This is a genomic window from Psychrobacter sp. CX14 (assembly GCF_057396205.2).
Genome location: NZ_CM183187.1, coordinates 3,115,010 through 3,141,986, shown reverse-complemented (window position 1 = coordinate 3,141,986; position 26,977 = coordinate 3,115,010). Strand labels below are relative to the sequence as shown.

21 protein-coding genes are annotated in these 26,977 nt (G+C 39.8%); 4 read left to right on the top strand and 17 right to left on the bottom strand.

Annotated features, from left to right (window positions below):
- Window positions 1-95: 95 nt before the first annotated feature.
- The 16 genes from AC2SLO_RS12360 to AC2SLO_RS12285 all read right to left on the bottom strand — a co-directional run bounded on the left by AC2SLO_RS12360 (window position 96) and on the right by AC2SLO_RS12285 (window position 21,304).
- A complete protein-coding gene (locus AC2SLO_RS12360) occupies window positions 96-1,238 on the bottom strand; it encodes a glycosyltransferase family 4 protein (protein ID WP_486541479.1) in 1,143 nt (380 codons plus the stop codon).
- 35 nt (window positions 1,239-1,273) lie between these two features.
- The gene (locus AC2SLO_RS12355) at window positions 1,274-1,531 is read right to left on the bottom strand and encodes a glycosyltransferase (protein WP_495637080.1); all 258 of its coding nucleotides are present in this window, start codon (window positions 1,529-1,531) and stop codon (window positions 1,274-1,276) included.
- Between the two features lie 37 nt (window positions 1,532-1,568).
- Complete coding sequence (locus tag AC2SLO_RS12350) at window positions 1,569-2,357, bottom strand: glycosyltransferase (protein WP_495637079.1); 789 nt, start codon at window positions 2,355-2,357, stop codon at window positions 1,569-1,571.
- A gap of 93 nt (window positions 2,358-2,450) precedes the next feature.
- The gene (locus tag AC2SLO_RS12345; RefSeq protein ID WP_486541483.1) at window positions 2,451-3,674 is read right to left on the bottom strand and encodes an O-antigen polymerase; all 1,224 of its coding nucleotides are present in this window, start codon (window positions 3,672-3,674) and stop codon (window positions 2,451-2,453) included.
- Window positions 3,675-3,744: 70 nt separating this feature from the next.
- On the bottom strand, window positions 3,745-4,593 hold the full coding sequence (locus AC2SLO_RS12340) for a glycosyltransferase family A protein (RefSeq protein ID WP_486541485.1): 849 nt from the start codon (window positions 4,591-4,593) through the stop codon (window positions 3,745-3,747).
- A 257-nt stretch (window positions 4,594-4,850) separates the two neighbouring features.
- Window positions 4,851-6,089 (bottom strand): oligosaccharide flippase family protein, encoded by a 1,239-nt coding sequence (locus AC2SLO_RS12335; protein WP_486541487.1) that lies wholly within the window; start codon window positions 6,087-6,089, stop codon window positions 4,851-4,853.
- 3 nt (window positions 6,090-6,092) lie between these two features.
- A complete protein-coding gene (locus AC2SLO_RS12330; RefSeq protein WP_486541489.1) occupies window positions 6,093-7,121 on the bottom strand; it encodes an NAD-dependent epimerase/dehydratase family protein in 1,029 nt (342 codons plus the stop codon).
- 67 nt (window positions 7,122-7,188) lie between these two features.
- Complete coding sequence (gene tviB / locus AC2SLO_RS12325; protein WP_486541491.1) at window positions 7,189-8,475, bottom strand: Vi polysaccharide biosynthesis UDP-N-acetylglucosamine C-6 dehydrogenase TviB; 1,287 nt, start codon at window positions 8,473-8,475, stop codon at window positions 7,189-7,191.
- 69 nt (window positions 8,476-8,544) lie between these two features.
- The gene (locus AC2SLO_RS12320; RefSeq protein ID WP_486541493.1) at window positions 8,545-10,557 is read right to left on the bottom strand and encodes a polysaccharide biosynthesis protein; all 2,013 of its coding nucleotides are present in this window, start codon (window positions 10,555-10,557) and stop codon (window positions 8,545-8,547) included.
- 94 nt (window positions 10,558-10,651) lie between these two features.
- Window positions 10,652-12,931: a polysaccharide biosynthesis tyrosine autokinase gene (locus AC2SLO_RS12315; protein ID WP_486541495.1), complete on the bottom strand. Its 2,280-nt coding sequence runs from the start codon at window positions 12,929-12,931 to the stop codon at window positions 10,652-10,654.
- A gap of 110 nt (window positions 12,932-13,041) precedes the next feature.
- Window positions 13,042-13,476: a low molecular weight protein-tyrosine-phosphatase gene (locus tag AC2SLO_RS12310; RefSeq protein ID WP_486541497.1), complete on the bottom strand. Its 435-nt coding sequence runs from the start codon at window positions 13,474-13,476 to the stop codon at window positions 13,042-13,044.
- A gap of 218 nt (window positions 13,477-13,694) precedes the next feature.
- Complete coding sequence (locus tag AC2SLO_RS12305) at window positions 13,695-14,849, bottom strand: polysaccharide biosynthesis/export family protein (RefSeq protein WP_486541499.1); 1,155 nt, start codon at window positions 14,847-14,849, stop codon at window positions 13,695-13,697.
- Window positions 14,850-15,278: 429 nt separating this feature from the next.
- On the bottom strand, window positions 15,279-17,417 hold the full coding sequence (locus tag AC2SLO_RS12300) for an ATP-dependent helicase (RefSeq protein ID WP_486541501.1): 2,139 nt from the start codon (window positions 17,415-17,417) through the stop codon (window positions 15,279-15,281).
- 74 nt (window positions 17,418-17,491) lie between these two features.
- On the bottom strand, window positions 17,492-18,658 hold the full coding sequence (locus tag AC2SLO_RS12295; RefSeq protein ID WP_486541503.1) for an alpha/beta hydrolase: 1,167 nt from the start codon (window positions 18,656-18,658) through the stop codon (window positions 17,492-17,494).
- An 11-nt stretch (window positions 18,659-18,669) separates the two neighbouring features.
- Window positions 18,670-19,785 (bottom strand): bifunctional 3,4-dihydroxy-2-butanone-4-phosphate synthase/GTP cyclohydrolase II, encoded by a 1,116-nt coding sequence (ribBA, locus tag AC2SLO_RS12290; protein WP_486541505.1) that lies wholly within the window; start codon window positions 19,783-19,785, stop codon window positions 18,670-18,672.
- A 199-nt stretch (window positions 19,786-19,984) separates the two neighbouring features.
- Entirely contained in the window at window positions 19,985-21,304 is a 1,320-nt protein-coding gene (locus AC2SLO_RS12285) for a replication-associated recombination protein A (RefSeq protein WP_486541507.1), read from the bottom strand.
- 379 nt (window positions 21,305-21,683) lie between these two features.
- Here AC2SLO_RS12285 and AC2SLO_RS12280 point away from each other — a divergent pair, with 379 nt between their 5' ends.
- Together AC2SLO_RS12280 and AC2SLO_RS12275 are read left to right on the top strand one after the other, a co-directional pair.
- On the top strand, window positions 21,684-22,175 hold the full coding sequence (locus AC2SLO_RS12280) for a type IV secretion protein Rhs (protein ID WP_486541636.1): 492 nt from the start codon (window positions 21,684-21,686) through the stop codon (window positions 22,173-22,175).
- A gap of 93 nt (window positions 22,176-22,268) precedes the next feature.
- The gene (locus tag AC2SLO_RS12275; RefSeq protein WP_486541509.1) at window positions 22,269-23,291 is read left to right on the top strand and encodes a hypothetical protein; all 1,023 of its coding nucleotides are present in this window, start codon (window positions 22,269-22,271) and stop codon (window positions 23,289-23,291) included.
- Between the two features lie 245 nt (window positions 23,292-23,536).
- On the opposite strand, the gene AC2SLO_RS12270 is transcribed toward AC2SLO_RS12275, so the two are convergent.
- Window positions 23,537-24,817, bottom strand: coding sequence for a citrate synthase (locus AC2SLO_RS12270; RefSeq protein WP_486541511.1), 1,281 nt, complete (start codon window positions 24,815-24,817; stop codon window positions 23,537-23,539).
- Between the two features lie 1,294 nt (window positions 24,818-26,111).
- Between AC2SLO_RS12270 and sdhC the strand changes: the two genes are divergently transcribed.
- Together sdhC and sdhD are read left to right on the top strand one after the other, a co-directional pair.
- A complete protein-coding gene (sdhC, locus tag AC2SLO_RS12265; protein ID WP_486541513.1) occupies window positions 26,112-26,519 on the top strand; it encodes a succinate dehydrogenase, cytochrome b556 subunit in 408 nt (135 codons plus the stop codon).
- Window positions 26,519-26,890, top strand: a complete 372-nt coding sequence (gene sdhD, locus AC2SLO_RS12260; RefSeq protein ID WP_486541515.1) for a succinate dehydrogenase, hydrophobic membrane anchor protein — start codon at window positions 26,519-26,521, stop codon at window positions 26,888-26,890. Before sdhC ends, sdhD begins: the two co-directional genes overlap by 1 nt.
- Window positions 26,891-26,977 lie beyond the last annotated feature (87 nt).

Here is a 26,977-nt window from a genome sequence, read left to right as displayed (position 1 = left end):
AATAATTAAACAAGTTTAATAACAGTCAATGATAAATCTACTAAAACTTAAATATAATACAGAACTATATAATTACTGTTAATTGCATTGTTCTATTATAGATCCATTTCATTTATCATCACTCGATTAACACTATGGACATCAAATTTATCTTCTGCAATTTTACGTGAAGCCTCACCCATTGATCTTATGAGTTCAGGATTAAGAATAAATTTTTCCATGGCCTCAACAAGATCATTGACTGCTTTAACTGGGACTAAGAATCCATTATAGCCATTAATAACCGTTTCACGACAGCCAGGCGCATCAGTAGTAATTATAGGTCTTCCCATGGCCATAGCTTCAAGTACTGTACGAGGAGTCCCTTCACGATATGAAGGTAATACATATATAGAGCTTGCAACAATAGCTGGTTTAACATCACTCAATCGACCCCAAAAATTGAATAGACCTTCTTTAATCCAACTGTCGAGCTCTTGTTGTGTTATAGCTGATGGATTCGAGTCAATATAACCAACTAAATCAAAGTTAATGTGTGGATATTTATATTTTAGGATTCTCGCAGCATTTGCATACTCACGAATACCTTTATCTATTAATAAACGTGCGATTAATAGAAATCTTATTTCAGGCTGATTGTTGATTTTAGGTAATGGAGCATCGTTAATGTTATATTCAGAGATATCAACACCAGAACCATTCACAACTACTGCAGATGTTTTATTATTAATTAATTTTAATTTTTTAAATAAATTAAGGTCATCTGGGTTTTGAAAAAATACTTTTTCAGTTTTAGACAAAGCTTGGCGATATAATTCATGAATAGCTCTTTGAAAATAGCTACGTTTTCCGCTCTCTTCTACTTCCTGAAAAGCATAGCCAAGTCCAGTAATTAGAGCAAATCTATGAGGTACTTTAGCTGCCCATGCTGCTAACATTCCATAAATTACAGGTTTGATTGTATATGTAAGTATGTATTCTGGCTGTATAGTTCTCATAAGAGAATAGAGTGATTTTAGAGTATTTAAATCAGCTATAGGGTTTGTTCCTGTGCGTTGCATTGAAATGTTATGAGTAATGTAGCCTAAGGCTTCTAGTTCTTTTAAAACATTAGGGTAGCTGTCAAAGAGAGGAGTAGCTATATGAATTTCATAACCTCTATTTTTAATAGCCTGAATCAAATGGCCACGAAATTTTAAAATGGAGACTGGATGACTTGCAATAATTAATAGTTTCATTAGGAGTTAGTGCTTTTTGAAGTTTAAAAGGTTAGTTAGTTGAGATAAATCTCTAGGTATGCATCTGCATTAGAAGAAAGAGAAAATTTATCTTTAACACGCTCTCTAGCTTTTTTGCCTAATAATTGACGTTCCTCTGCTGTCAAGTTTAAAGCTCTGTTTATAGCGTCGGACAAGGCATTATTATTTTTAGGTTCTACAAGAAAGCCGGTTTCCCCTAAAGCTTCAGCCACGCCGCCACAATCAGTGGAAACGATTAAACATTCAGTAGACATAGCTTCTAATATAACCATAGGTAGCCCTTCCCAAGCGGAGGACATAACATATAAATCACATGCAGACATAAGTTTGCTGAATATCTTTTCTTTCACCTAAAAATTCAATAAAGTTTGAGATTTGTAACTTCTGAATCTGATTAACAAATTCATCTTTAAGGGGGCCGTCACCGACGATGTATAGTTTAAAGTCTTTCCGAACTTTTATCAGTTTGGCAATTGACTCAAACAAATTAGGATAGTCTTTAGCTTCATGAAATCTACCTACCGCTAAAAGCATCAGCTTATTACCGACATCTAATTGTTTGCGTTTTATTTCTCTATAATTATCATCGTGTGTGAACTTCTGGATATCAATTCCATTTGGAATACAAGTAATATTATTTTCTTTAACTGCGCCTTTCGCAATTAGTGAGCTAACCGCATCATGACTCACATTCGTGGATAAGTCTGCAAGATTCTGTGTAAAACGGTAGGATAACATTCTAAGCGTCCCACCTTCATTACTGCTATGTGATGTACATATCAGCTTTGGAATACGAATGGATAACCTGACTAGTCTCGAGATTATATTTGCGTGATACATATGGCTATGAACTACATCAGGCTTATAGTTCTTAATAATATTACGTATAACAGCATATGCGTGAACAAAATCTTTAGGCCCATTCATATTAACGGGTATAAGCTGAACAGACTTATTTTTAGGCTGAACAACTGCTTTTCCAGTTAAATATATTATCTTGACGTCATGTCCACGATTTACAAGCTCATCAGATAAGCTGGTAACTAAGTGCTCAGCCCCGCCCATCCCTAATCCAGTTACTATCATTAATATTTTCATACCTGTGCTCAGCTCAATTAGTAATCGTTAGTAATAAGGGTGCCTAAAAATTGTAAAGAATGGACTAAAGGATTAGTTTGTATAAAGTTAAGTCTACTTATTTTTTAATAGTTTATGAACCAGAGTGGTAATAAAATAAACGATAATTAATGGGTAAAAAATATTCCTGATATATGCTGAAATAGACCCTAAAGAGTTTCTCTGAATCCAAAAGCCTATAGTGACACCGATGATAAGTATTATAACAGACATGAAGTTACTTCTCATACTTGAGTATGTCCGCCATAAGAGACTAAGAATTAAAGGTATGAAAATTGATATAAATACAACACCACCATACCCAAATGATGCATAGGCTTCTGCCCACACATTATAAGCAAGACCATAATCTAAACCATAAAATAAAGATGGCTGAAAATGGTCATTAAAATATGAAGAAGAGTATCCAAATAGACTGGTTGGGATAGGCAGTAAGGCTAGAAAAGAATAAAAGTAATAGATCTTATCTGACTTATAATTATTAACTAAAACATAATCAAGGATTTGAGAAGTAGATAAAAACTCACTACCTGAAAGTAAATATGATATATCAAAGTTTTCTAACCATAACAATAAGCCTTCATTTATTCCGTAGAAGAGTATATAACTGTAAAGACGCTTACTTAATATGAGTACTAATAAGGCTACAAGACCTGATATAACAAGTTTGTATTTAGATATTAATCTAAGGCGATTGTTTTCTAATAACAAGATACAGGCCCCGAGAACCGCAGTTGTGAAAGCAACTCTTCCTCCGTATACTAGTGATGAAAGTAGAAGTAAACTAAAAATAATCAGAAATGATTTGCTTTTTGTCTTAAGAGCAAGTAAAAAACCTGCTACAGGAAAATAAGAATAAAGAATAAAATACAATAAATTACCTGTTCCTTCTGAAATTTCTTTTTTATTCGTAGACGAAAGCAGTATCGGCATATAAAGAAATAAGCCAATAAGTGAAAAAAACAAAATAACCTTTAATCCAGTTTTATCTATACTTGCGGGTTGTAGGTGTTTGATAGGGTAGTTAGTTCTAGTGGTTAGCAATACTATACTGGAGCCAAGATATGCAAGCCCCATTACTACAAAAATATCCGGAGATGCACTTATATATTGTCCAGAATAAGGATTAACGATAACTCCGAAGAATAAAACAACACTATATAAAAATAATATAAGAATATAGACAGCAATAAAATCAAACTTTCTCACCACAAAAAGTAATAGAGAGATAGTTGTTACTGCATTAGTAATGAAAAAAATATATTGAATGTTGCCCATAATTGCTCATAGTATATTATTTTTTAGTTTGATAACTTAAATTATCTAAAAGTAATTAAATCAATATGATTCAGGAGATTTTATTTTGTATTCTATCTTTTATATTAAGAAGTAGCCCAGCGGGTAAATAAAGTATAGGAACAGAACCTGATGAGTATCTTCGGAAGTTTTTAAATCGCCACCAATTAGAAGCTGCTCGGAACTTTAGTTTAAATTTAGAGTAATGCTTATATTGATTTTTATAAACGTATAACGTTGAGTTTATACAGCGATATCTGTTTTTAATACTATTATCAGTTAGGCCACCGTCTAAGTATTCACAAATATAGCCTTTAAAGTTTATAAACTTAGTCATACCTTTTTTACTAAGCCATAAGAACATGGGAGATTCTGCCATAAAGTTCTCACCATCAAATTCAGGAAAGAAAAAGCCATTTAGAGAACCTGTCCTTATAAGATCTGCTTTATCGCCCGAAATATTTTGATAAATCCTATCTAAATAGGTGTTTAATTCTTTTGGATTATCAAATTTGTCACCTATTGTTTTTCCATCTGGATAGGCCCTTAGAAAAGAAATAGATATATAATCATTGCTAAGTTTGGATGCTTCTATATCTAGATACTCAATTGCATCGTTTTTCAGCCAATCATCACTATCAACAATTAATACCCACTCTGTAACAACTTTTTTAAAAGCCATATTTAAAGCGGTATGTTTACCGCCATTATCTTTTCTAAAGTATCTTATCTGAATTTTATCTTCAGCAATAAAACTTTTAATAGTTTCTGTAGTATTATCGATGCTTCCGTCATCGATGATGAGCCATTCAAAGTTTTTTGATGTCTGTTTTATAAGTGATTCGTAAAGAATTGGCAGGGTATGGGCTCTGTTATAAGTAGGCGTAATTACTGTTATCATTTTAAGGTTTGCTCTTTTCTTGAGTTTATCGATAAAACTAATATCTAAATAAGTTTGAAAAATGAATAAAAAGATATATGTTACTAATCGAGTTAAGTGATAATTAATTGGTAAAGGAAACTTCTACTGTTGTTTAAGTTCTTAGAGGTACATTTTTAAATCAAACTATTGCTACATTCCTATATTAAATATTGCGGAACATTAGCTTATGTGTTTATCAGCACTCTTAAAAGAAAGCTTAAATGAAACTTGGTTATTTATAATTTACGACTCAAAGCAGCATGGAAAGCAAAAAATAGAAATATTTCTGTAACGATTGTTGAAGTTACTGCACCTATGGTCCCAAAGATAGGGATAGTAATAAAGTTAATAATTAAGTTCAACAAAGCTGCAGCTCCCATAATTTTAACTTTAGTATCGATTAAGTCTTTGGTGTGCATTATTGAATCAGAATTCAATGTTAAAAACTTTATAGGGATATATACTGCTAAGGAATAAAGAATATAAAGCGCGGGAATGTATTTGTCACCAAATACAACGGTTATAAAAGGCTTTATGCAGACTATAAATGTAAGAAAGAATAAGCCCCCTACTATAAGACTATACTTAATATGGTTCTTGTATGTATGTTTTAGAGCAGCTTTATTAGCCGTAGCTAAGGTATGAATCTTTTTTAATCTGAAAGTTAAGAAATAAACTCCCGGGATGAGACATACAGCTGTTACAAATACTAAAGAGAAGCCATAGTAACCTACTTCTGTATAATCTAAATAATAGCTTAATATTAATATATCGCTCTGGTAATATATTAAGTAAAACAATCCAGAGAGTCCGTAAGGATATGAATTTTTCAATAATTTAAGTAGGCTAACTTCATCATCATTTAACTTAGAACTACTAGGTGTTTTAAGCGCTAATTCAGCCTTAGTTAATTGCTTAAGGCTTATAATAGACATCAATACCACTATTATCGCTGATAAACTATATGCGACTGCTACATTATAAATGCTAGGAGTTCTTATAGTCAGTACTAAAACTAAGGAAACTAACATTAGTAGTTTAGGCGCCAATTGCCATATCGACAACAGCTTATAGTTTTCCTCGAGTTGGTACTTAAGAGTCGTAAATGAATTATATGAAATAGATATCATATATAAGAAAAAAAAGCAATAGATTATGAAGTAGTTTTCAAGCCCGTTTTTATAATAAGACCAACCTTGTAAGATCACAAATCCCAGTGTTGTAGTTATTACCAACTTCTGAATAACTGCTTTCATCCATCTTGATGCATACTTACCTTCCTCGGAATAGGCACGTAATAAAAAGCTTGTAACCCCGAAGGCTACAATGGGTGCTACTAAGTTGACTAAGTTGATTACAGACGTATAAATACCATAATCATTAACGGACAGCACTTTAGCTAAATATAGCTGTACAAGAAAACCTGAGCCAGCACCTATAAAGACACTAAAGATTAGGTAAAGTATCGATCGCATTAATTATTGATCCTGATTCTTTAAATACCAAATCATGGCTTTATCAATGCCTTGAGAGATTTTAAATTTCGGCTCATATCCGAGTAGGCTGTTGGCTTTACTTACATCGGCTTGACTGTGACGCACATCCCCTGGTCTGAAGTCGCGATAAGTTGGTTCCTGCTCGTAGGTTACATCATTATCTGCTAATGCAGATCTAATGGCATTAAACAGTTCATTCAGCGTAGTGCGATCACCAACTGCTACGTTATACACTTGATTGGTAGCGTCTTCATTTTGAGTTGTCGCCGCTAATATATTGGCTTGTACCGTATTTTCGATATAGCAGAAGTCGCGGCTGGTATCGCCATCACCATTGATGAATACCGTATCATTCTTGATCATGGCAGCAGTCCACTTAGGGATTACTGCTGCATAAGCACCGTCTGGATCTTGGCGACGACCAAAGACATTGAAGTAGCGTAAACCAATGCTCTTGAAACCATATGAGCGAGCGAAGACATCGGCATAAAGCTCATTCACATATTTCGTGACCGCATAAGGAGACAACGGCTTACCAATTTTGTCTTCAACTTTGGGTAGGCCAGGGTGGTCACCATAGGTTGAGCTACTAGCGGCATATGTAAAGCTTTTGACTTCTGCATCACGCGCAGCGGTTAGCATATTCAAGAAGCCTGAGATGTTGACCTCATTAGTCGTAATAGGGTCAGCAAGTGAGCGAGGTACTGAACCAAGAGCTGCTTGATGAAGTACGTAATCAACACCTGAGCAGACCTTTTGACAGTCTGTGAAGTTACGAATATCACCTTCAATAAATCTAAAACGTTGCCATTGTTCAGCAGATACTAAGCTTTGCACTTCATCTAAGTTTTTCTGATAACCAGTAGCAAAGTTATCTAACCCAACTACAGTTTGGTTGAGCTTTAATAACGTCTCAAGAAGGTTTGAGCCAATAAAGCCTGCAACCCCTGTGACAAGCCAAGTCTTAGGAGTGGCAATTAGGTCTTGTTGAATTTTTTGGTATTGGGTCATAGAATGTTACTCTTTTATATTTCATAAATTCAGCAGATATAGGGTTTACTCTATAGTTGTGAGCTTTTTACAAACGAATATCACTCAGCTCACTATCAAATAGATATTTTAAATCATAAAGTACATGATTCTGATTACCTAGTGCTCGAATTTTATCTACACCCATTTCAACGAACTGATTATGAGCCACTGCCAAGATAATGCCATCGTAGCTATTTCGTTCTAGATTAGCAATGTCATTAATAGGAGTAATGTCATACTCATGTTGAGCCTCATTAGCATCTACCCAAGGATCGTAGACATCAACGTCGATGTTGTACTCTGCAAGCTCATGAACGATATCAATCACTTTGGTATTGCGCACATCAGGACAGTTTTCTTTAAAACTCAATCCTAATATTAAAACCCTCGCACCCTCAACTTGAATGCGTTTTTTAATCATAGTTTTTACTAACTGCGTAACGACATATTCGCCCATACTATCATTAAGTCGACGACCCGCTAATATAATTTCTGGGTTATAACCAATCGCTTGTGCTTTATGAGTCAAGTAGTAAGGGTCTACACCGATACAGTGTCCTCCCACCAGACCTGGTCGGAAAGGTAGGAAGTTCCATTTAGTACCAGCAGCAGTTAATACTGCTTCGGTATCAATCCCCATTTTATTGAAGATTACTGCCAGTTCATTAATTAAAGCAATATTCACATCACGCTGGGTATTTTCAATAACCTTAGCCGCTTCAGCGACTTTAATAGAAGGCGCCTTATGTGTGCCAGCAGTAATTATTAAGTTGTATACCTGATCGACTAAATCAGCCACTTCAGTCGTTGAGCCTGCGGTAACTTTTAGAATGTTAGTCACTCGATGTTCTTTATCACCTGGATTAATACGCTCAGGGCTATAACCTGCATAGAAGTCTTGGTTAAATTTAAGTCCTGAGCTATGTTCTAATTCAGGGATACACACTTCCTCAGTTGCGCCAGGGTAAACGGTTGATTCGTAAACCACAATATCGCCCTTTTTAAGTACACTACCAATGGCAGTAGAAGCTTTAATTAAAGGGGTTAAGTCGGGTTGTTTATAGGCATCGATAGGGGTGGGAACAGTGACGATATAAAAGTTACAGTCTTCAAGGTCCCTAATAGTTGAACTAAACTCTAAATGTTTAGCACTAGCTAGCTCTTCTTCACTCACTTCTAAGGTATGATCGGTTCCAGAATGAAGCTCTGATATTCTATTTTGATTAATATCAAAGCCAATGACAGAATAATTTTTTCCGAATTCGACTGCCAAAGGTAAGCCGACATAGCCTAGTCCTATAACTGCAATCTTAAGGTCTTCAAGATTTAACATGGATCACCTTTCAATTTAGAGTTTTTTTTAGTATTAAATATATTTAATAGATTTTTGAGATACTTTATATCAGTTGGGCTTATAGCCGTCTACATAATGGATAAATTGGTGTTTTAACCAATTGACATCATGATGTTGTGAACGAGTAGATAATTCAGATAATGTTGCTTCAATCTCTTTCAATTCAAAGCTGTGCTCACGAGCTTGCATGATCAGTGGATGGACAGTTGGTTCAATATTGTCATCCCCTATAATCAGCTCTTCATACAGCTTTTCGCCAGGACGCAGGCCACTAAATACTATTTCAATATCACCTTCGGGATGTGTATCGTCTTTTATCTCATAGCCACTGAGATGAATCATACGTCGTGCCAGATCAACTATCTTAACAGGATTACCCATATCCAGTACAAATACTTCCCCGCCTTGTGCCATTGCGCCTGCTTGGATCACTAGGTTCGCAGCTTCAGGTATGGTCATAAAGTAGCGTGTTACTTCAGGATGGGTTACCGTAATGGGCCCGCCCTTTGCAATTTGCTTAGTAAATAGGGGCACCACGGATCCTGATGAACCTAATACATTACCAAAGCGAACCATACTAATAGTCGTACTGCTCTTTTGCTCACTAAACCCTTGACACACCAGCTCTGCCAGTCGTTTAGAAGCACCCATAATATTGGTAGGACGTACTGCTTTATCAGTAGATATCAATACAAAAGTTTCAACTTTTGACTCTACCGCCGCGTTAACACAGTGATAAGTGCCCTTAGCATTATTAATCGCCCCTTCAAAGGGGTTAAATTCAACAATAGGGACGTGTTTATACGCTGCAGCATGGTATACCGTCTGTATGTCATACTGATTAAATACTTTAATTAACTTATCTTGGTTGTTTACATTACCGAGTAAAGCAATGATCTCAGTATGGGGATGATCAGGATGTTGAGCTTGCCAAGCAAGTAGATCTTGATGGATGGCATATAGCGCATATTCAGACAACTCATAGAGGACCAAACATTTAGGACTATTTTTAATAATCTGCCGACACAGTTCACTACCGATAGAGCCACCAGCGCCAGTGACTAATACATTCTTGTTTTCAATATTTTTAGCCAGTAGTTTTTGATCGGGTTCTACCGTTTGTCGATCCAGTACATCAAGGATATCCACTCGGCGCATGGTACTGACCGTGACTTTACCTTCTGCGATATCATGTAGGCTAGGCAGTTGCTTGATTTTGACTGACATTTCGGTAAGGCGATCTATGATGTCACGTCGACGTTGGCGACTGACGGAGGGCATAGCCAAAAACACCTGCGCCACATTTAGGTCAGAAACCAGTTTCTCAATGTGAGTGGCAGGGTAAATCTTTTTGTTTAAGATACGTCCACCAGTGAGACCATTATCATCATCGACAAAGGCTACCACTTGATAGCGTGGGGAAGTTTGTAAGGCATCTAGCAAGGCTGTACCGGACGTCCCCGCCCCATAGATAATGACCTTATCTCGATCAGATGTACCGTGACCATCCGTATAGTAAACAGGCTTACCCTGTAGGCGCAGCAGTAAGTCGCGGAAGATAAGACGACTGCTCCATAGCCATATAAACAACATAAATAAATAGAGTAGCGGCACGGAACGCGGGATACTGCTAATGCCTTCTAACAGATAAGCCACCGTAAATAGGATCAATATCCCCACAAACAGCAGCAATACCTTACGCATATCAGTATCAAAGAATATACGTGTCACGCCGCGGTAAAAGCCAATGAGGTATAGACCTACGATAGGTACTAAACCATATAAAGAGACCAATAAAGGACTGGCGTTGACATCGAGCACCCCTTGACGTAAAGACAACGCCAAAAATAAACACAGTATTGAAACCGCATAATCAACCGTTAGCAAAACCGCTTGCTTAGCGGGGCGCGGTAATTCTAATAGCCATTCAGCAACTTTTTTTAGCACAGTAGGTTGACCAAACTCAGTATGTTGATTTACTACTGCCTCACTATTGTGAGTTTGGCTTCTATTACTAATACCATTTTTATCATGACGGCTTTTATTAGGATTGTGTCGCATTTTGATATCGCTAGTTTGATGTTCTGGTCTATTAGATTAACACGGAGTGACTAACAGTTAGCATTTACCTTGCTTCAAGGGACATACTAACTTGCTAGTCTTTCGAATTACCATACGCATAGTTATAGTGGTAGCTATATTTGTCAGTGATGCCTTGTACCACATCATTTAGCACGATACCATCTACCGTGATATTAGCCTTATGCATTTGATTAATCGCATAAGAGACCTGTCCTTCAATAGAATCATTATAGCGTACCACAATCAGTACTTTATCCGCATACTGTGCGGTAATCATCGCATCCGATACGGCTAAGATAGGCGGCGTGTCAATAATAATATAATCATAGACAGATACTAACTGTAGCACCATAGTCGCAAATTTATCAGTGGACAACAGCGAAGCAGGGTTATTCGGATGTTTACCTCGTGGCATAAAGTCAATAAATTCAAAGCTAGTCGGCTGTATATAGTCAGCAATAGTCAACCCAGCTGAGTCCGTTAAGTAGTCACCAAGTCCCATATTATGATTGACAGTAAAGATATGATGTAGCTCACCACGACGCATATCACCATCGATAATCAGCACCTTTTTATTTAACTGAGAAAACGTCTCTGCTAAGTTAGACGCAATAAAGGACTTACCAATACCAGGCGATTCACCACTGACCACAATGACTTTACCAGGCTTGCGATGAGTTAACTGTTCATCGTGTAGTTGGTTTCTATCACCCAGTACAGTCGTTATCTTACTCACAGGTGGCATGGCAAACATAAGCGCTGTACGTAGGCTTTTTATGCCTTCATAGCTCAGTCCATCGTGCTCGACGGTTGCAAGTAGACGGCGGTTATTTTTATTATTGTTTTTACTGAGATTAAAGGAGGTCTTAGAGCGTGGAATAGTGGCGATAACTGGTACGCCCGTCTTGGCTTCCAAACGCTCCGGATCTTTAACCGTATTACGCAGTAAGCTCTTAAGAAATACCAGTAAAGTACCCAGCATTGTACCTAGTAGTAATGCCAATACCCAAATTTGTAGCTTTTTAGGCGCAATAGGTTTGTAGGTACTAATCGGCATATCGACCACCCGTACATAACCAATCTCACCGGCGCGCGCAATCTTAAGCTGCTCGTAGTTCTTCAGCATGGTCAGATAAATTTCACGATTGATATCCATATCTTGTGATAACTGTAAGAACTGACGCTGTACTTCCGGTAGACCGGATAAGGTATCTTTTATTTCTTGACGACGTGCATTAAGCACTTCCAGTTGGTCATTGATCTGAATGACTAACGGATGCTCGTCAGTATAATAGGTCAACAGCTCGGCTTGCTTTAAGTTAAGCTCACTTAATTGCCGCTCTATTTGCGCACTCTCTTCTAGCAGTATTTCCGACTCTTTACTAACATCAATGGTGCCGTACTCTTCGCGAAACTTATTAAAAGCCTCTTCCGCTTGCTCGAGCTTTTCTTTTAACTGAGGAATCTGAGACTCCATAAACTCAATCGTCGTCGTGGTTTGCTGAGAACCACGCGCTAAGTTTTGATCCACGTAAGATTGCACCACATTGGACAATACTCGGCTCACTTGTTTTTGATCGTTGCCAGTGAGCGTCAGTTGAACAATACCGGTTTGCTTACCACGCTCAGAAACGGATAAATTTTGACTGAGTGCGTCAATAGCAGAGGGCGTTGACAGATTGCTGATACTAATGGTATGGCCTACTGCTGGTAATGCAGTAACTTGAATATGTATATCACCTTCTGGCGTACGTATGGTTACTGGTGTTCCTAAGTTACCAGTATAAGCAACAGTTTCTTTGTTTAATTCTGTACTTAACTCAAACCCCGAATCTGTTTTCACCAGATTAAACGTTTTACCTTGATAGGCCAACGGTACCTCAAAGTTTGCGATTTGTACTTGCCCGTCTCCAGTCTCTAAGAACACGCCTTTATCAGTGCTAGTCTGAGTAGGGACGCTTGACTGAGCAATACGATCTAGCGCGCCTATTGCAGGATCACTAACCCTTATATCTAGATGCAACTTGTCCACTACCGGCTCAAGTACCATACGCGACTTAATTAGCTCGCGTTCAGTCTCAGCAGGGCTGGTACTTTCACCCACCAGTTCAGAGATGTTGCTACCTAATGCAGCGATGCCAGAAGACTTATCATCGATTTGGATCAGCGCATCTGTTTTGAAAGTTGGCTGCACAAATCGACTATAAGTAAAACCTAGTATCAGGCCGATTAACGCACAGCCAAGGATGATCTTCCAGCCTTGTAATAAGGTCAGCAATAGCGCAATCAGATCGATCTCATCGTCCTGTTGAGTGGTCGTATTGGTCGCAGGGTTTGGCACTGTTTTGCTCATAGGGTTTCGCTATATCTAAATCAGGGGTTAAATCGAGTGTTAAGTTTATACTAGCTCAGACGGCTCTATGTTTGCAGGTCGTTTGCCCGTCGTATGTAGAGCAAGACACCCTACACCAGTTTATCTTGCCAGTCGTCGATACTGGTGACGATGTCGTTATACGCCGTCTCAAATGCTGATATTTCATGTTTATAGGGGTCAGCAATGTCTTTATCGCGCCAGTGACCCAACTTAAAAGTCTTACCACGACAAAACGGCCAACGATCTTCGATCCATTTGGTTTGACTGTCTGACATGGTAAAGATCAGATCTGCTTTGCGTACCAAATCATCATCGATCTGTTTCGCCACATGGTCGCTAATATCGATCTCATTGTGCTCTGCCATGATTTTAATAGAGGCAGGGTCTGCAGGATGATCGACCAAAGCGCCCACACCAGCAGAGTCAATATGCTTATTGGGGAAGCGCTGTTTTAATAACGCTTCTGCCATGGGACTACGACAGATATTGCCGATACAAACTACCAATATATTGTCAAATGCCATAGGGTACCACTCAAAATATTAAAACAAATAAAAATATAAAACTTATGCAAAAAAGCTAGATTTCGGTGATTCAGGCGACTAGGGATTATTTATGAAGCCTCTGGAACTACTGTACAGCAAGCGAATAAATGATACCCAGTCGCCACAAATTCTAACTATGCATAAGAAATCATAAAAACACTGCAAAACGCTAAAACAGACTAAACGGCGTTGACCATCTACAGCGTCGCTAACTGACGGATAGCGGTTGATGACGGTAAGATCGAGTTGATAAATCGTGACCAGCGCGTTAAGCCAGTAGGATCGACATAGACGATATCATTAGGCTGCATCTCAAAGCGATTGGCTAATGCCAAGTTGGTCACCGTTTGCAGATTAACATAATATATATCAGTATAAGAAGCGTTACCATGGTCGCGAACAATATAGATTTTTGCCGCATCTGCCGTTAATGGGTTTAAGCCGCGTGACTGTCCCATAACATGGGCTAGCGTTAACCCTTGTTCAGGTATTTCTACTGGTTCAATCTGTCCGAATTCACCCAATACATATACCTTATTACGATCTAAGCTATTTACATGGACTGAATCACCATCTTGTAAATAGATTTGATTCGCAGATATGCCCATTTCTTGTAGATCGCGTAAGCCTAGATGATACTGAGTACCATTACGTGTTAATACCACACTATTGGTGTCGCCTTCAGGTGTTTGTCCACCTGCTAAAGATATCGCACTGTATAGAGTTACTGGGGCATCCGCGATATTAAACTCACCGGGTTGACGCACTTCGCCATCGATAAAGAATTTACTGCCTCGGAAGTTAACGATCTTCACTTGAGGGTCAGGATACTTTAAATAACGCTGTAGTTGACTACGTAAGCTGGCAGTGAATTGACTCACGGTGAGTCCACTGGCCTTAACACGGCCAACCAATGGAAACTGGATATAGCCTTGTTGATCGACAGGATAGCCTGATGCGTAGGGGTTAGATGCATTAACGGATGTCGTATTAGGAGGTGTAATTTCCGGATAGCTAATCAGGTTAATGTTTAAGATATCACTGGTTGAGATACGATATTCAGAGCCACGAGATTTTGACCCACTCAATAACTCACGCACGCGTGAATTCTTCGTCCCTAAGCCTGGATGACTGTTATTCAAACCGCTATAAGTGGGTGAAGAAGGTAAATTTGCTAAGCTTAATGGCTGAATATTAAATTGCATACCATTGTCTGCAATAAAGGCGCCTTGTGGTGGTAGTTCGCCAGATTGCAGACCAGAGTTTATACTGGTACATCCTGAAGTTAACCCGATAAGCACCGCTAAAGTGGTGCTAGTAAGCAATGATTGAGGACGTTTTAAAACATTCATGTTAACTTCTCTACCTTTTTTACGACGACGCTTTACAACAGCATAGGTCTTATCTTGTTGAGCTTAATACAATTAATTGAATTTAAATACGTCATTAAATTCAGTACATAAGACAGCTTGGATCTTTAATAAGTCTATATGCTTTATAAACTGTGCTCAAAATGTATACATTATTACCGCTATTTTAACACTAAATTAAGTGCGCTGTCTCAATATGCGCGTATCTTACTATAAAAAAGAGGATAGTTGCTATAGCAGTAGGGATTTAATAGTAGAGCCGATAGCAGTAAAATAAGCTCAAATATAGGCTAGAGTAGTAGTCATAGCACTAGGAGCAATAAACTTGCTTTCAATGGGCTTATTCTAAATATAACTTAAATCTTATACTCAAATCCTAGTCAGCTAAGAAAATTGTGCTTAAAGAGATCACTACCACCATTCAGGCTCAGTAACTTTTGTCTTGGCATCTTCTTCAACCTCAACTGTATTTTTTGGCACTTCGCTAATAAACCGAGAGATTTTGTCAAAATATCCTGAGAAGCTCGAAAAATAATTTGGCGCCGTTAAATACAAATGAGTTTTGGCTCGACTACATGCAACGTAAAACAGTTTACGTTCTTCCTCTAACGATTCAAAGTCGTCTAATGAGCGATGATGCGGCATTAAGCCATCTACCAAGGCATTAATAAATACCACTGGCCACTCAAGTCCTTTTGCACTGTGAATCGTCGAAATCGTCACTGCGTCATTGTCTTGCGCCGCAGCTTCGCCCTGGGTGGCAACAGAATCATTAGGCGGATCGAGCGCAAGGTTCTCCAAAAAGCGTTCAATACTCGCATGCTCTTGCGCCAAGCTCTTAAGTACGCGAAAATCTTCAGCACGTTCACGCCAATTATCTTCAATAGCCTTTAATACCGGCATATAAAATTCAATCAGTTTATTGATAATATCGGTTATCGATTCAGCCTGTTCGGCTTGAGTGAGCACATGATACAACTCAGCGAGCTGCTCATTATTTTTATTAAGCTTAGGGTCGCGCAGTGGTTCTAAAGAGTTGCCTTGCTGATTAATCGATTGGGTCAGTCTAGTCGCTGTAACACTACCAACCCCTTTAAATAGCGTCAAAATACGGTGCCAAGAAATAGTGTCATTGGGATTATATAATATTTTAACCAATGCCAAGATGTCTTTAATATGGCGTTTTTCAATAAACTTAATACCGCCAACTACGATAAAAGGAATACCGCGCTCCATAAACTCTATCTGGATATGGCTAGACTGAAAGGAGGTGCGCCCCAGTACTGCGAAATCATTATAGTCGTGCTCGGGCTTTAATTCGATGATTTTATCAGCAATATATTTGGCCTCTTGTGTCTCATTACTGCGTCGACAAAAGGACGGTTTAAGTCCTTGTATCGGCATATCTGAGAAGAGCTTCTTTTGATAGCCAAGAGTGATTTGCTCCGATAAGGCATTGACGTAATCGAGCACAGCGGGCGTACTGCGATAATTTTGCTCGAGTTTGATCAGCTTAGCTTCTGGGTAGCTGTCGCCAAATAACAGGATGTTTTCATAATTAGCCCCGCGAAAGGCATAAATACTCTGATTATCATCACCGACCACCATTAACGATACATTTTCAGGCTCGCAGATATAGTCAATCAGCTGCTTTTGCGGAATATTGGTATCTTGATACTCATCGACCATCACATGACGGTAAGTGTCTTGCAGGATTTTACGGAACTGTTTGTTAGTCTTTAGGTGCATGACCACTTGACCGATAATGTCATCAAAATCATAAAGGTGATTGGCACGTTTATAATGATGAAACTCTTGAGCCAATTGTTCAATTGCATCTATATGAATGATTAAATCAGGATAGTCATTTTCAATTAAATCACGAATAAGGATGCGGCGATTGCGCGAAGTAGAGATAATATTTTGCAGGCGTTTTTTACGCGGGAAGGCCTGTTTGGTGTTTTTGGCAGAATAGCCTTTTTCTTTACAAATAAGGTCAATCGCATCCTCACTGTCACCGGTATCTAAAATAGTGAATCTTGGGTTAATGCCTAACAGCCCCGAGTAGCGACGCAGCAGCATATTACAAAACGAGTGAAAGGTGCCACTAGTAATATCATTAGGGTTTTGGTTATCCGGTAGGCGATCTGACAGTAAGGTTTTGACCCGACTTTTAATCTCATTAGTAGCTTTACGGGTAAAGGTAAGCAATAGAATACTATTCGGCGCTGCACCTTTTTCAATCAGGTAACTGGTTCGGTAAGTTAAGGTTTTGGTTTTACCAGATCCGGCGCCAGCAATAACAAGCGCTTTGCCTTGAATAGTAGTCGCTGCCAAGCGCTGACTTGGGTTTAATTCATTAAGATAATCGACAGACAGTTCTAAATCATCAACCTTTGAGTCATCATTGTTTTCAGATATAGATTCTGGCGTGATGAGATTGGCTTCAAGCTTTGCAATGGACTGACGTAGGTTACCAATCTTACCTCTGATGTCATCATGTAGCAGCGGATAAGTATAGGTATGGGTGTCAAATAAGGTGTCAGTCATAGTATCCCCTTTTTGGGTCATTGGCGGTCAAGGGTTCAAAAAGGAATATAAAGTAGGGCGTGTCCCTAATTGGATTATTGGGTCAAAAATTGTTTAAGAGCATGAGTGAATTGCACCGGCGCATCCATAGGTATAGCGTGGCCGGAATGTGCAATCTTAATAACAGTACTATTAGGTAGGGAGTCTGCGACTTTATATTGCCAAGCAGGGTCATATAACTTTGACCGACCGCCAATTAATAGCGTAGTGGGTGTCGAGGTTGTCAGTGCTTCTCGATAATCATAAGGTAGAGTCAGGTAAGCCTCTAGACCATGCAGCTTCTGTCGCCATGTCTTGTGCTCATAAAGTGCCAGTTTATGCGGCGCTTGATAGGCCATGGCATTCACCAACCAGCGCGATGAGGGGCGATCTACTGACATTAGGGAGAAAGCAGTCTCCATTTTGACGATTTGCTGTTTAACCGGATAAGGCAGATGGCTAAACTCAGTGATGGCTGTTTTTTGAGTGTCTAACTTATTGGTATAAGGTAGCGTGGCCTCAAGTACGTCACTAAACTGTTCAAAGACCTCCGCTTGTTTATCGCCAAAAACACCACCCTGCCAATCAGGCTGATTATGCACAATCGGAGATTGGTCAATATTTAGATAACGACGCACTCGATTTGGGCGGGTACTGTTGTTTGGGCGGTCACTGTTGATAGTAGATTGACGAGCGCTAATTAAATCAACAGATGCAGCAGGTGAGTGCGGATGACGATTAAAATAGGCCCACATCACTAAGGCACCCATAGAAATCGCTGCCACATCTATCGATTCAGCCTGATGAGTATGACAAATATGCTCAAGCAACACGTCAACATCATCGGCATATTGCTCAATAAAATCAAACTGCGTTGAAGGGCTATCAGCCGCAAGTCCCCAACCACGCAAATGGGGTAGATAAAATTGAAACTGCTTTGTTAGCGGTAAAATAAAAGGCAGAAATTGCCGCGCGTCCATCCCAAAGGCATGTAACAGCAAAACAGGTTCGCCTTCGCCAATCACATTGACTGGAATCAAGAAGCCATCATCCGCAACCACATGTTGCAAACGTAGATGATACGGCTGCAACAAGCGACTGTTTAGTGGCAATCTATTTAATAGGGAGCTATTTAGTAGGGCGTTATTTAATAGGGGTTTTTTTACTAGGGAGCTATTTAATAGATTGCCACTGACGACTTTTTTACCCAATACTTTAAGCATAGCTGTTGTCATTAAGCGTTAAAGTCTGGCGAGTCAATACATTCAACCACATTTAAATCAAAGCCAGATAGGGCGTTGAATTTCAGCGGGGTTGATAATAAACGCATATCACGCACGCCTAGGTGACGTAAAATTTGTGCGCCAACACCAATACTGCGGTAAGGCTGATTAGATAACGTCGATAGCGACTGATTATTGGTCGCCCGTTCTAATACCTCCCCAAGATCTACAGGCTCATTGTTACCAATCCACACCAACACACCACGTTCAGACTGACTGATCTCTTTTAGTGAGCTTTGCACGCTCCAACCACTACGGCCGGTTTCATCACGCTTAGCTGCGAATAAATCACGTAAAGGATGGAAGCCATGCACACGTACGGTACTCACGCCTTCGCTTGGATCGCCTTTGACTAAGGCTAAATGCGTCTCTGACGCACCATATTCTTGGAACTGATATAAGGTGAAGGTGCCAAAGTCAGTTTCAAAGGGGCGTTTATTCACCTCTTTTACGGTTTGCTCATTGGCAATACGGTAGTTAATCAAGTCAGCAATGGTACCAATTTTAAGGTCATGCTCTGCGGCAAATTTTTCTAAGTCATCACGGCGGGCCATGGTGCCATCTGGATTGATAATTTCAACGATAACCGCTGCTGGCTCAAGGCCGGCTAGTCGGGCTAAGTCGCAGCCTGCTTCAGTATGGCCGGCACGGTGCAGAACGCCGCCATTTTGCGCCATAATTGGGAAAATATGACCGGGTTGTACGATGTCTTCTGCTTTTGCTGATGACGATACAGCAGCTTGAACAGTACGTGCGCGATCCGCAGCAGAAATACCCGTGGTTACGCCTTCAGCAGCTTCAATCGATACTGTGAAGTTGGTGCTAAATTTGGCTTGGTTACGGTCACTCATTAGCGGTAATTCAAGACGACGGCAGCGCTCTTCGGTCAAGGTCAAACAAACCAAACCGCGTGCATGGGTAATCATGAAGTTAATGGCTTCAGGATTGATGTGAGTGGCTGCTATAATCAAATCGCCTTCGTTTTCACGGTCTTCATCATCCATCAAGATGACCATTTTGCCTTCACGAATGTCTTCAATGATGTCTTTAATATTATCTAGTGCCATAGCAATGGATCTCTTTTATTGTTTAATAATGTTGTTTAGTCAAGGATTTTATAGGCGACCATTGTACCCCTAACTGAGGTTTAGTGCCATTAACTGCCATGAATCAACGGTATTGAAATGATTAACCGTATTCAGTGTGATTGAGCTTCTTATTAACCCTACTAAGATGATTTAATGCTACTAAGACGATCTAATAGCACTAAGATGATTTTGTATTGGGCTGCGATTGTAGCCACTGCATAAATTGTAAGCTGTGCTGCTCGCGTTGATTATCTGCATATTCATAAAACTGAGTACCGATTAGATTGTCAGGCAAATATTGCTGCGGATAATAATGATTTGGATAATCATGAGGGTAGACATAATCTTGACCGTAACCTTGTGCTTTCATCAGACCAGTGACGCCGTTACGCAGATGCAAAGGAACAGGCGACTGGTCTTTTTGTGCCAATGTCATGGCTTTATTAATGGCCATATAAGTGCTATTGCTCTTGGCAGAGGTGGCTAAATACACCACCACTTGACCCAAGATAATCCGTGCTTCTGGCATGCCAATCATTTTTACCGAACGCAGTGCGGCATCTGCTAATAACAGGGCATTTGGGTTGGCATTACCAATATCTTCACTGGCTAAAATCACCAAGCGGCGAGCGATAAACTCTGGCGGCTCACCAGATACGAGCATACGTGCCATCCAGTACAAGGCTGCATCAGGGTCTGAGCCACGTACTGATTTAATCATTGCCGAGATAATATCGTAGTGCTGATCGCCATCTTTATCGTAGCGCTGTAGAGTCGTCTGTGCCACACTGGCAAGTAGGTTATTATCAATCACAATTGGCGATTGGTTCTGATCAGCGGCTTGTACGGCCATCTCTAACAGGTTTAAAGATTTACGTGCGTCACCTTGGGCAAGCGCAGCAATTTGCTCTGCAGCATCAAGCTTAATATCAAGCGTCGATAAAATGACATCGGTTGTGATGGCGCGGTTTAATAGGGACTCAATCTGTGTTTTATCCAAAGGTTCAAGCCTATAAACCTGACAACGTGATAACAGGGCATTATTGACACTAAATGACGGATTTTCGGTGGTGGCACCAATTAGGGTAATATCACCGGATTCTACCGCGCCAAGTAACGCATCCTGCTGTGCTTTGTTAAAGCGATGAATCTCATCAATAAAGACCACAGGTGCGGCAAAATCAAGACCTGTCTGTCCAGATTTATTACCCGCATCGAGTACTTCACGTAATTGTTTCACTCCCGTATTAATCGCCGATAACGGATAAAACGGACGGCCTACCGCATCGGCAAGCAGCATCGCAATCGTGGTTTTGCCAATACCCGCCTCACCATGTAGTATCAAAGAGGGCAGATGACCATTCTCAACAAAGCGGCGAATCGGTGCATGCTCTGCCAATAGATGAGATTGCCCAATGACTTCATCAAGCGATTTAGGGCGCAGGCGCTGTGCTAAAGGAATATCAGATTGAGCAGACGTGTTATAGCGATTGGACATAATAAGTGGTCAATACCTTGTTATACGATTAAATAAATTATTTATGGTAGAAGATTAAGGCCATATTGCTTATAGTCAAACTCTAAAAGAGCGACATGGCAGACGAGTAAACGTTATACGGCCTGCATATCAGGCAAGTCTAAAACGCTAGCGGTTTGGTTGTTTGCAAACTATAGCTCTCGATTACAACCGAAAATAGAGTCATTTGCAAGTTAACCGAGTGTAAGCGTTTATGAGATTTGTAAGAGTCGAGTGAGTAAGGTATCTGCCGCCTTGTAGTACGGCAGTAGTGCACGCATTATGAGAGCGGTATTTATTTCAAATTATTTTATGTCGAGACATTATCATGGCATTAAAGCGAGGGCGAGTGAATAAGTGGATGAATAAACTCTGGCCATCGTCTTTGGTCAGTAAACCGACCAAACAAAGGACTCGGTTTTTAAACGAGGCAGAGATTGCTATGGCGCATTCTGTGTTCGGTAATGATTTTGATGTGAGTCAGGTGCAATTAAAAACAGCTTGGTGGGTGCTTAAAAATTATGCAGTCAGTCCCAATGGCAATATTTATTTTAACGAGCAAGATTGGGTGGAGGATTTCTCTAAGGTATCTTTAGGCAAAAAAAGCTGGCTGATTCATGAGCTAACCCATGTATGGCAATTGCAGCACGGCTTAAAAGTCGTCAGAGGCGCATTAATTAATCGCCGTTATGATTATGCGTTTGAAGAGGGTAAATCGTTCTTTAAGTATGGTATCGAGCAGCAAGCGCGCATGGTACAAGATTATTTTGTCAGACGAGAGCAGGGTCAAGAGTGCCAACAATGGCAGGCGTGTATCCCATTTTTAAATAATAATGATTTGACCAAAGCTTAGTCGCCCTGATATAACAGCCAAACATTTAAGCAGGCTTTTAACCAGATATTTAAGCAGGTGTTAGAATAGATAAAGACAATAATAAGGTAGGATATGATACATAGAGAGTTTGATATGAATAAGGAAGTTCACCTTGCTAAACGGCAGTCGCTTAGCAAGGCGCTGTCTGCCATTCTACTAAGTAGTGTGGTATTGGCCGGTTGTCAGCCTAATACGGAAGCCGAGTCAGAAGAAACAACCGTTTCCGAGACGGCTCAATCTACTAATCCAGAAAATGCGGTGCCGATGAGCGATGCTGCAAAGGCTACTGTGGAAGAATTTGAAGCAGAGTTTGTGGCAAAGATGCTGAATGTACAGGAAAGCCAGTTAGCAGAATACGAAGCACTGCAAGCGGCGGATAAACCCGATGGGTCGTTATTGGATACTGCTATAAGTAATAATGATGCCGATACAGAAGCGGGTAGTCCTGTGGCCGGTAATCAGACCAATGCGACGACCAATAATGGCGCAGCAAACACGGACATCCAAAACCCCAATGCTAAGCTTGAATCAGAAACTCAAGCAACAGCATCGACCGAACAAGCGCAGACCGATAATCAAATCACTACTCAGTCGAATACCGCAGATAACCGTCAGGCAACAAAAGCGGCGGACGATACTGGTGATGATACTGATATCGATAATATTGAAGCATTGGCATTAGAGAAGCTGCCTTTGATTAACAATACAGCTTTGGTAGCGCCGCAAATGTTGACTGCCAATGAAATCAGTCGCCGTTATAACGTGGCGCTGCAATCACTGTATTTGCCTGAAGAGGTGCCGCTGCCTGCTGAAGCGATGGATACCTTGCTTAATATTGCGACGCTAACGCCAGATTTATTTGCGAACTCGGAGCTTGCTCAGCGTTTGGTGATTAAGAGCCCTGCATTAGCACGCTTATTACGTCAATATCAAACGTGGCAGCAAATTCAACTACAGCAAAGCAAGGAGCTTGAGAGTCTACAGCAGAAGCAGTCAGAAGAGTTTGATAACTTGGTTAGAGAGTTTACCGGCAAAATTGAAAGTTATGATGAGCAGATTGCTAAGTATGAAGAGCGTCTAAAAGAGTTTGAATAGATTTATCTATAGTCATAGGCAACTAAATGAGATACAAGGCAACCGAGTGCAAGTACTACTCTAGTAGGCTTAATGAGGTTAACGCTGTAGCTCTTTAGTTTGGCTAAGACTATAAATGCTTGTCTTAATTGAAACAATATTAATATCAACAAAAAGCCCTCGAGATTCTCGAGGGCTTTTTATTATCCAAAAAGATAGCTAATTAATACGAATGGCGACTAATTATCAGCAGCTATCAGTATTGATTATTTGCGGTCTTCAATCTTAACAAAATCACGCTTAGTCTCACCAGTATATAACTGACGTGGACGACCAATCTTGAACGGTGCGCGGTGCATTTCGATTAAGTGGCTAATCCAACCTGACGTACGGCCTAGAGCAAAGATTACCGTAAACATAGAGGTTGGGATACCAATCGCTTTAAGGATGATACCTGAGTAGAAGTCAACGTTTGGATATAGGTTACGTTTAACAAAGTACTCGTCTTCTAGAGCGATTTTCTCAAGCTTCATAGCAAGCTCAAGCTTAGGATCAGTGATACCTAGAGCGCCCAATACTTCATCACAGGTCTCTTTCATTACTTTAGCGCGTGGGTCGAAGTTTTTGTAAACGCGGTGACCAAAGCCCATTAGCTTCACTTCTTTGCGTTTCACTTTTTCCATAAACTCTTCAACGTTATCGACAGTGCCGATTTCATCAAGCATTTTTAGAACCGCTTCGTTAGCGCCGCCGTGTGATGGGCCCCATAGTGCAACGATACCTGCAGCGATACACGCATAAGGGTTAGCACCAGTAGACGCAGTTAAACGTACAGTAGACGTTGAAGCGTTTTGCTCATGGTCAGCATGTAGGGTGAAGATTTTGTCCATTGCTTTTGCAAGGATTGGATCTACTTTGTAGTTTGCGTCAGACGCATCACCAAACATCATGTATAAGAAGTTTTCAGCATAGTTGAAGTCATCACGTGGCTCAACAAAGCTTTCGCCTTTAGTATGACGGTAGCACATAGCAGCAAGTGCTGGAATCTTAGCGATTAGACGAACAGCAGTAGCTTCTTGAGTCTCTTCATCAGCGATGTCTAGACCGTCGTGATAAACAGCGGCTAATGCGCCCATTAAGCTGATCAACATTGCCATTGGGTGAGCATCTTTACCGAAGCCGTCAAAGATGTTGCGGATTTGCGCGTCAACTTCTTTGTTGTCTTGGATTTTGCTGTAGAACGCTTCTTTTTGCTCAGCAGTGGGTAGCTCGCCGTTTAATAGTGCATAGCAAACTTCTAGGTATTCTGCATTGTCAGCAAGTTGGTCGATTGGATAACCACGGTGTAATAACTCGCCTTTCTCACCATTAATGAAAGTGATTTGAGACTCAACAGGCGCGGTTACTTTAAAACCTGGATCATATGTCCAATAGCCTGCACTTTGGAATGCAGCAACATCAATTACTGGATGGCCTAGTGTGCCTCTAAGAATGGGTAGTTCGTGCTCTTCGCCATCTACCTTTAAATATGCAGTATCGTTAGCCATAAAATCCTCTTGATTATTGGAATAAATAGTAAATTTGGAATGATAACTTCTATAAAATGGGCATGGTCAGACAATCTAACTCGACTGTACCAACACTGCGATTATTCTATGCTGAAGTTACCGGGTATGACACTTAAAACGTGTTAAAAAATCAAAAAACAATACGCTCGTTATTTGTATTCACTGATTATAAAGCCTGCTAAAGTCCGTTTAAGTCATAGCGGCATGGCCATTATGCTTTTTTCGATTCCATTTGTGGCACACGATACTCATTCAAAAAACAATATGGAGACTGTGTCACAAAGGCTTTGGCCGAATTCTGGTAAGGCATAAAACGAGACGACTGATATATTACCAGTTAATACAATCAATTGAAAAAAACATTTATAACGTAAGCACTACCCCCTAGTCAATGTTTGTTGCCTATTTTAATTGTTTTTAACCAAGCGGTAGTTTAATGCTTTGTAAATGAAGATGAGATCAATTTTGAAATGCCAAAATGAAGCCAAGCTTTGTATTTTATAAAAATAAAGTGTTTTTTGGTGAAAAAAGGGGCGGGGATTTCCGGTAATTATTACACTTAAAGCCAGACTAAGCAGAGGTTAAGTAACATTAAACTAACACGAGATAGCAAAAGTATCGTGGTGAATCTGTAATAAAAAATAGACAATAACCCTATTAAGAGTAGCCTTAAGGCTAGCAAGAGGGTTGTTGTTTTAGTATTTTATTTGTAATTGATAGAAACAAACTCTATAATTACTGCGTTCCAGATGCTGGCTTGTAATTTAACTGAGAGTTAATACGTTATAGGACGTTGATTTATAATTATTATTAGTTGTTGTTTGATATTAATTATAAATTTATAGGAGAGTCTCCTAGTTATCTCATTTGGTTAATTCTTTAATAGTCGCCAACGCTTTTCGAAACTGTCAGATATGCATCGCCTATTTTGTTTGTTTGACCGTATGCAGCCTATCATAGCTCCTTATTTTAGCAGTGCATATCCAATCAAGCAGTAACTATTAAGTAGTACGTTGTCTGTAGATAATAGGTAGTGCTTGCCGTTTCGTATAACAGTGTCAGCTCTAGCATCGAATTCTTATACTCTAAGCTTTTTTTAAAATTAAAAAATAATTTTAGAGTGCTGTAAGCTTTACAGTACGGCTAAGTCTTTATTTAGCCAGTTAGCTACTCCTTAACTTATCCGTCTCGTGTGTGCTTTATTCGTAGCTACTTAAGAAATTACTCGTAATTTAAGTAATGGGTTAGGTCGCTGTGATGTGTAAGCGATAACATGAGTGTCAACCGTAAAAGGACGCCCGCTGTGAAAAGCAACCGACCGATTAATCTGCCACTTAGCCAAGTGATAAGCGTTAACAGCTCACCTACGGCAAGAGCTTCGATTTTGCATCGTATTTCAGGGATTATTCTGTTCTTACTGATTCCCGTCATGCTGTGGCTTCTACAAACTTCTTTATATTCTCCTCACCACTTTGCTGCTGTGTTTGACAATATTGTCCTACGTTTTATCGTATGGATCTTTGTTGCTGCGACGGCTTACCACTTCGTTATGGGTATTAAGCATTTATTTGCGGATATGGGCTTTAACGAAGAGCTTAAGTCAGGCAAAACAGCATCAGTTGTGAGTTTTGTTATTGCCGCTATATTGATAGTGCTATCATTTATATGGGTGATGTTCTAATGAGAAATGATTCTGGAATTAAAAGTGCGACTGGCCTAACAGGTTCAGGCTCGCGCGATTGGATTATGCAGCGTATCAGTGCCGTTGTATTGGCCGTATATGCTGTAGTGATGGTAGGCTTCTTCCTAACTCATGGTGATGTGCACTATGAAGAGTGGGTAAGATTCATCATGAGCATGCCGATGCGTCTATTAAGTTTAGTCGCAATTATTGCACTAGCGGCTCATGCTTGGGTAGGTATGTGGACTGTATTTACCGACTACATTAAATCAACTGGCTTACGCATTGTGTTGCAAGCCGCTATGATTATCGCAATTTTAGTGTATCTATTTTGGGGTGTCATGATTTTTTGGGGTCGCGGTATTATTTAATCTAAGTGGCTGCTTTAAGCTTAGGAATCTGCTAAGACAAGGCGTGCCGCTTAAGTTGACATTAATACTTAAACCAACTCTAAATAA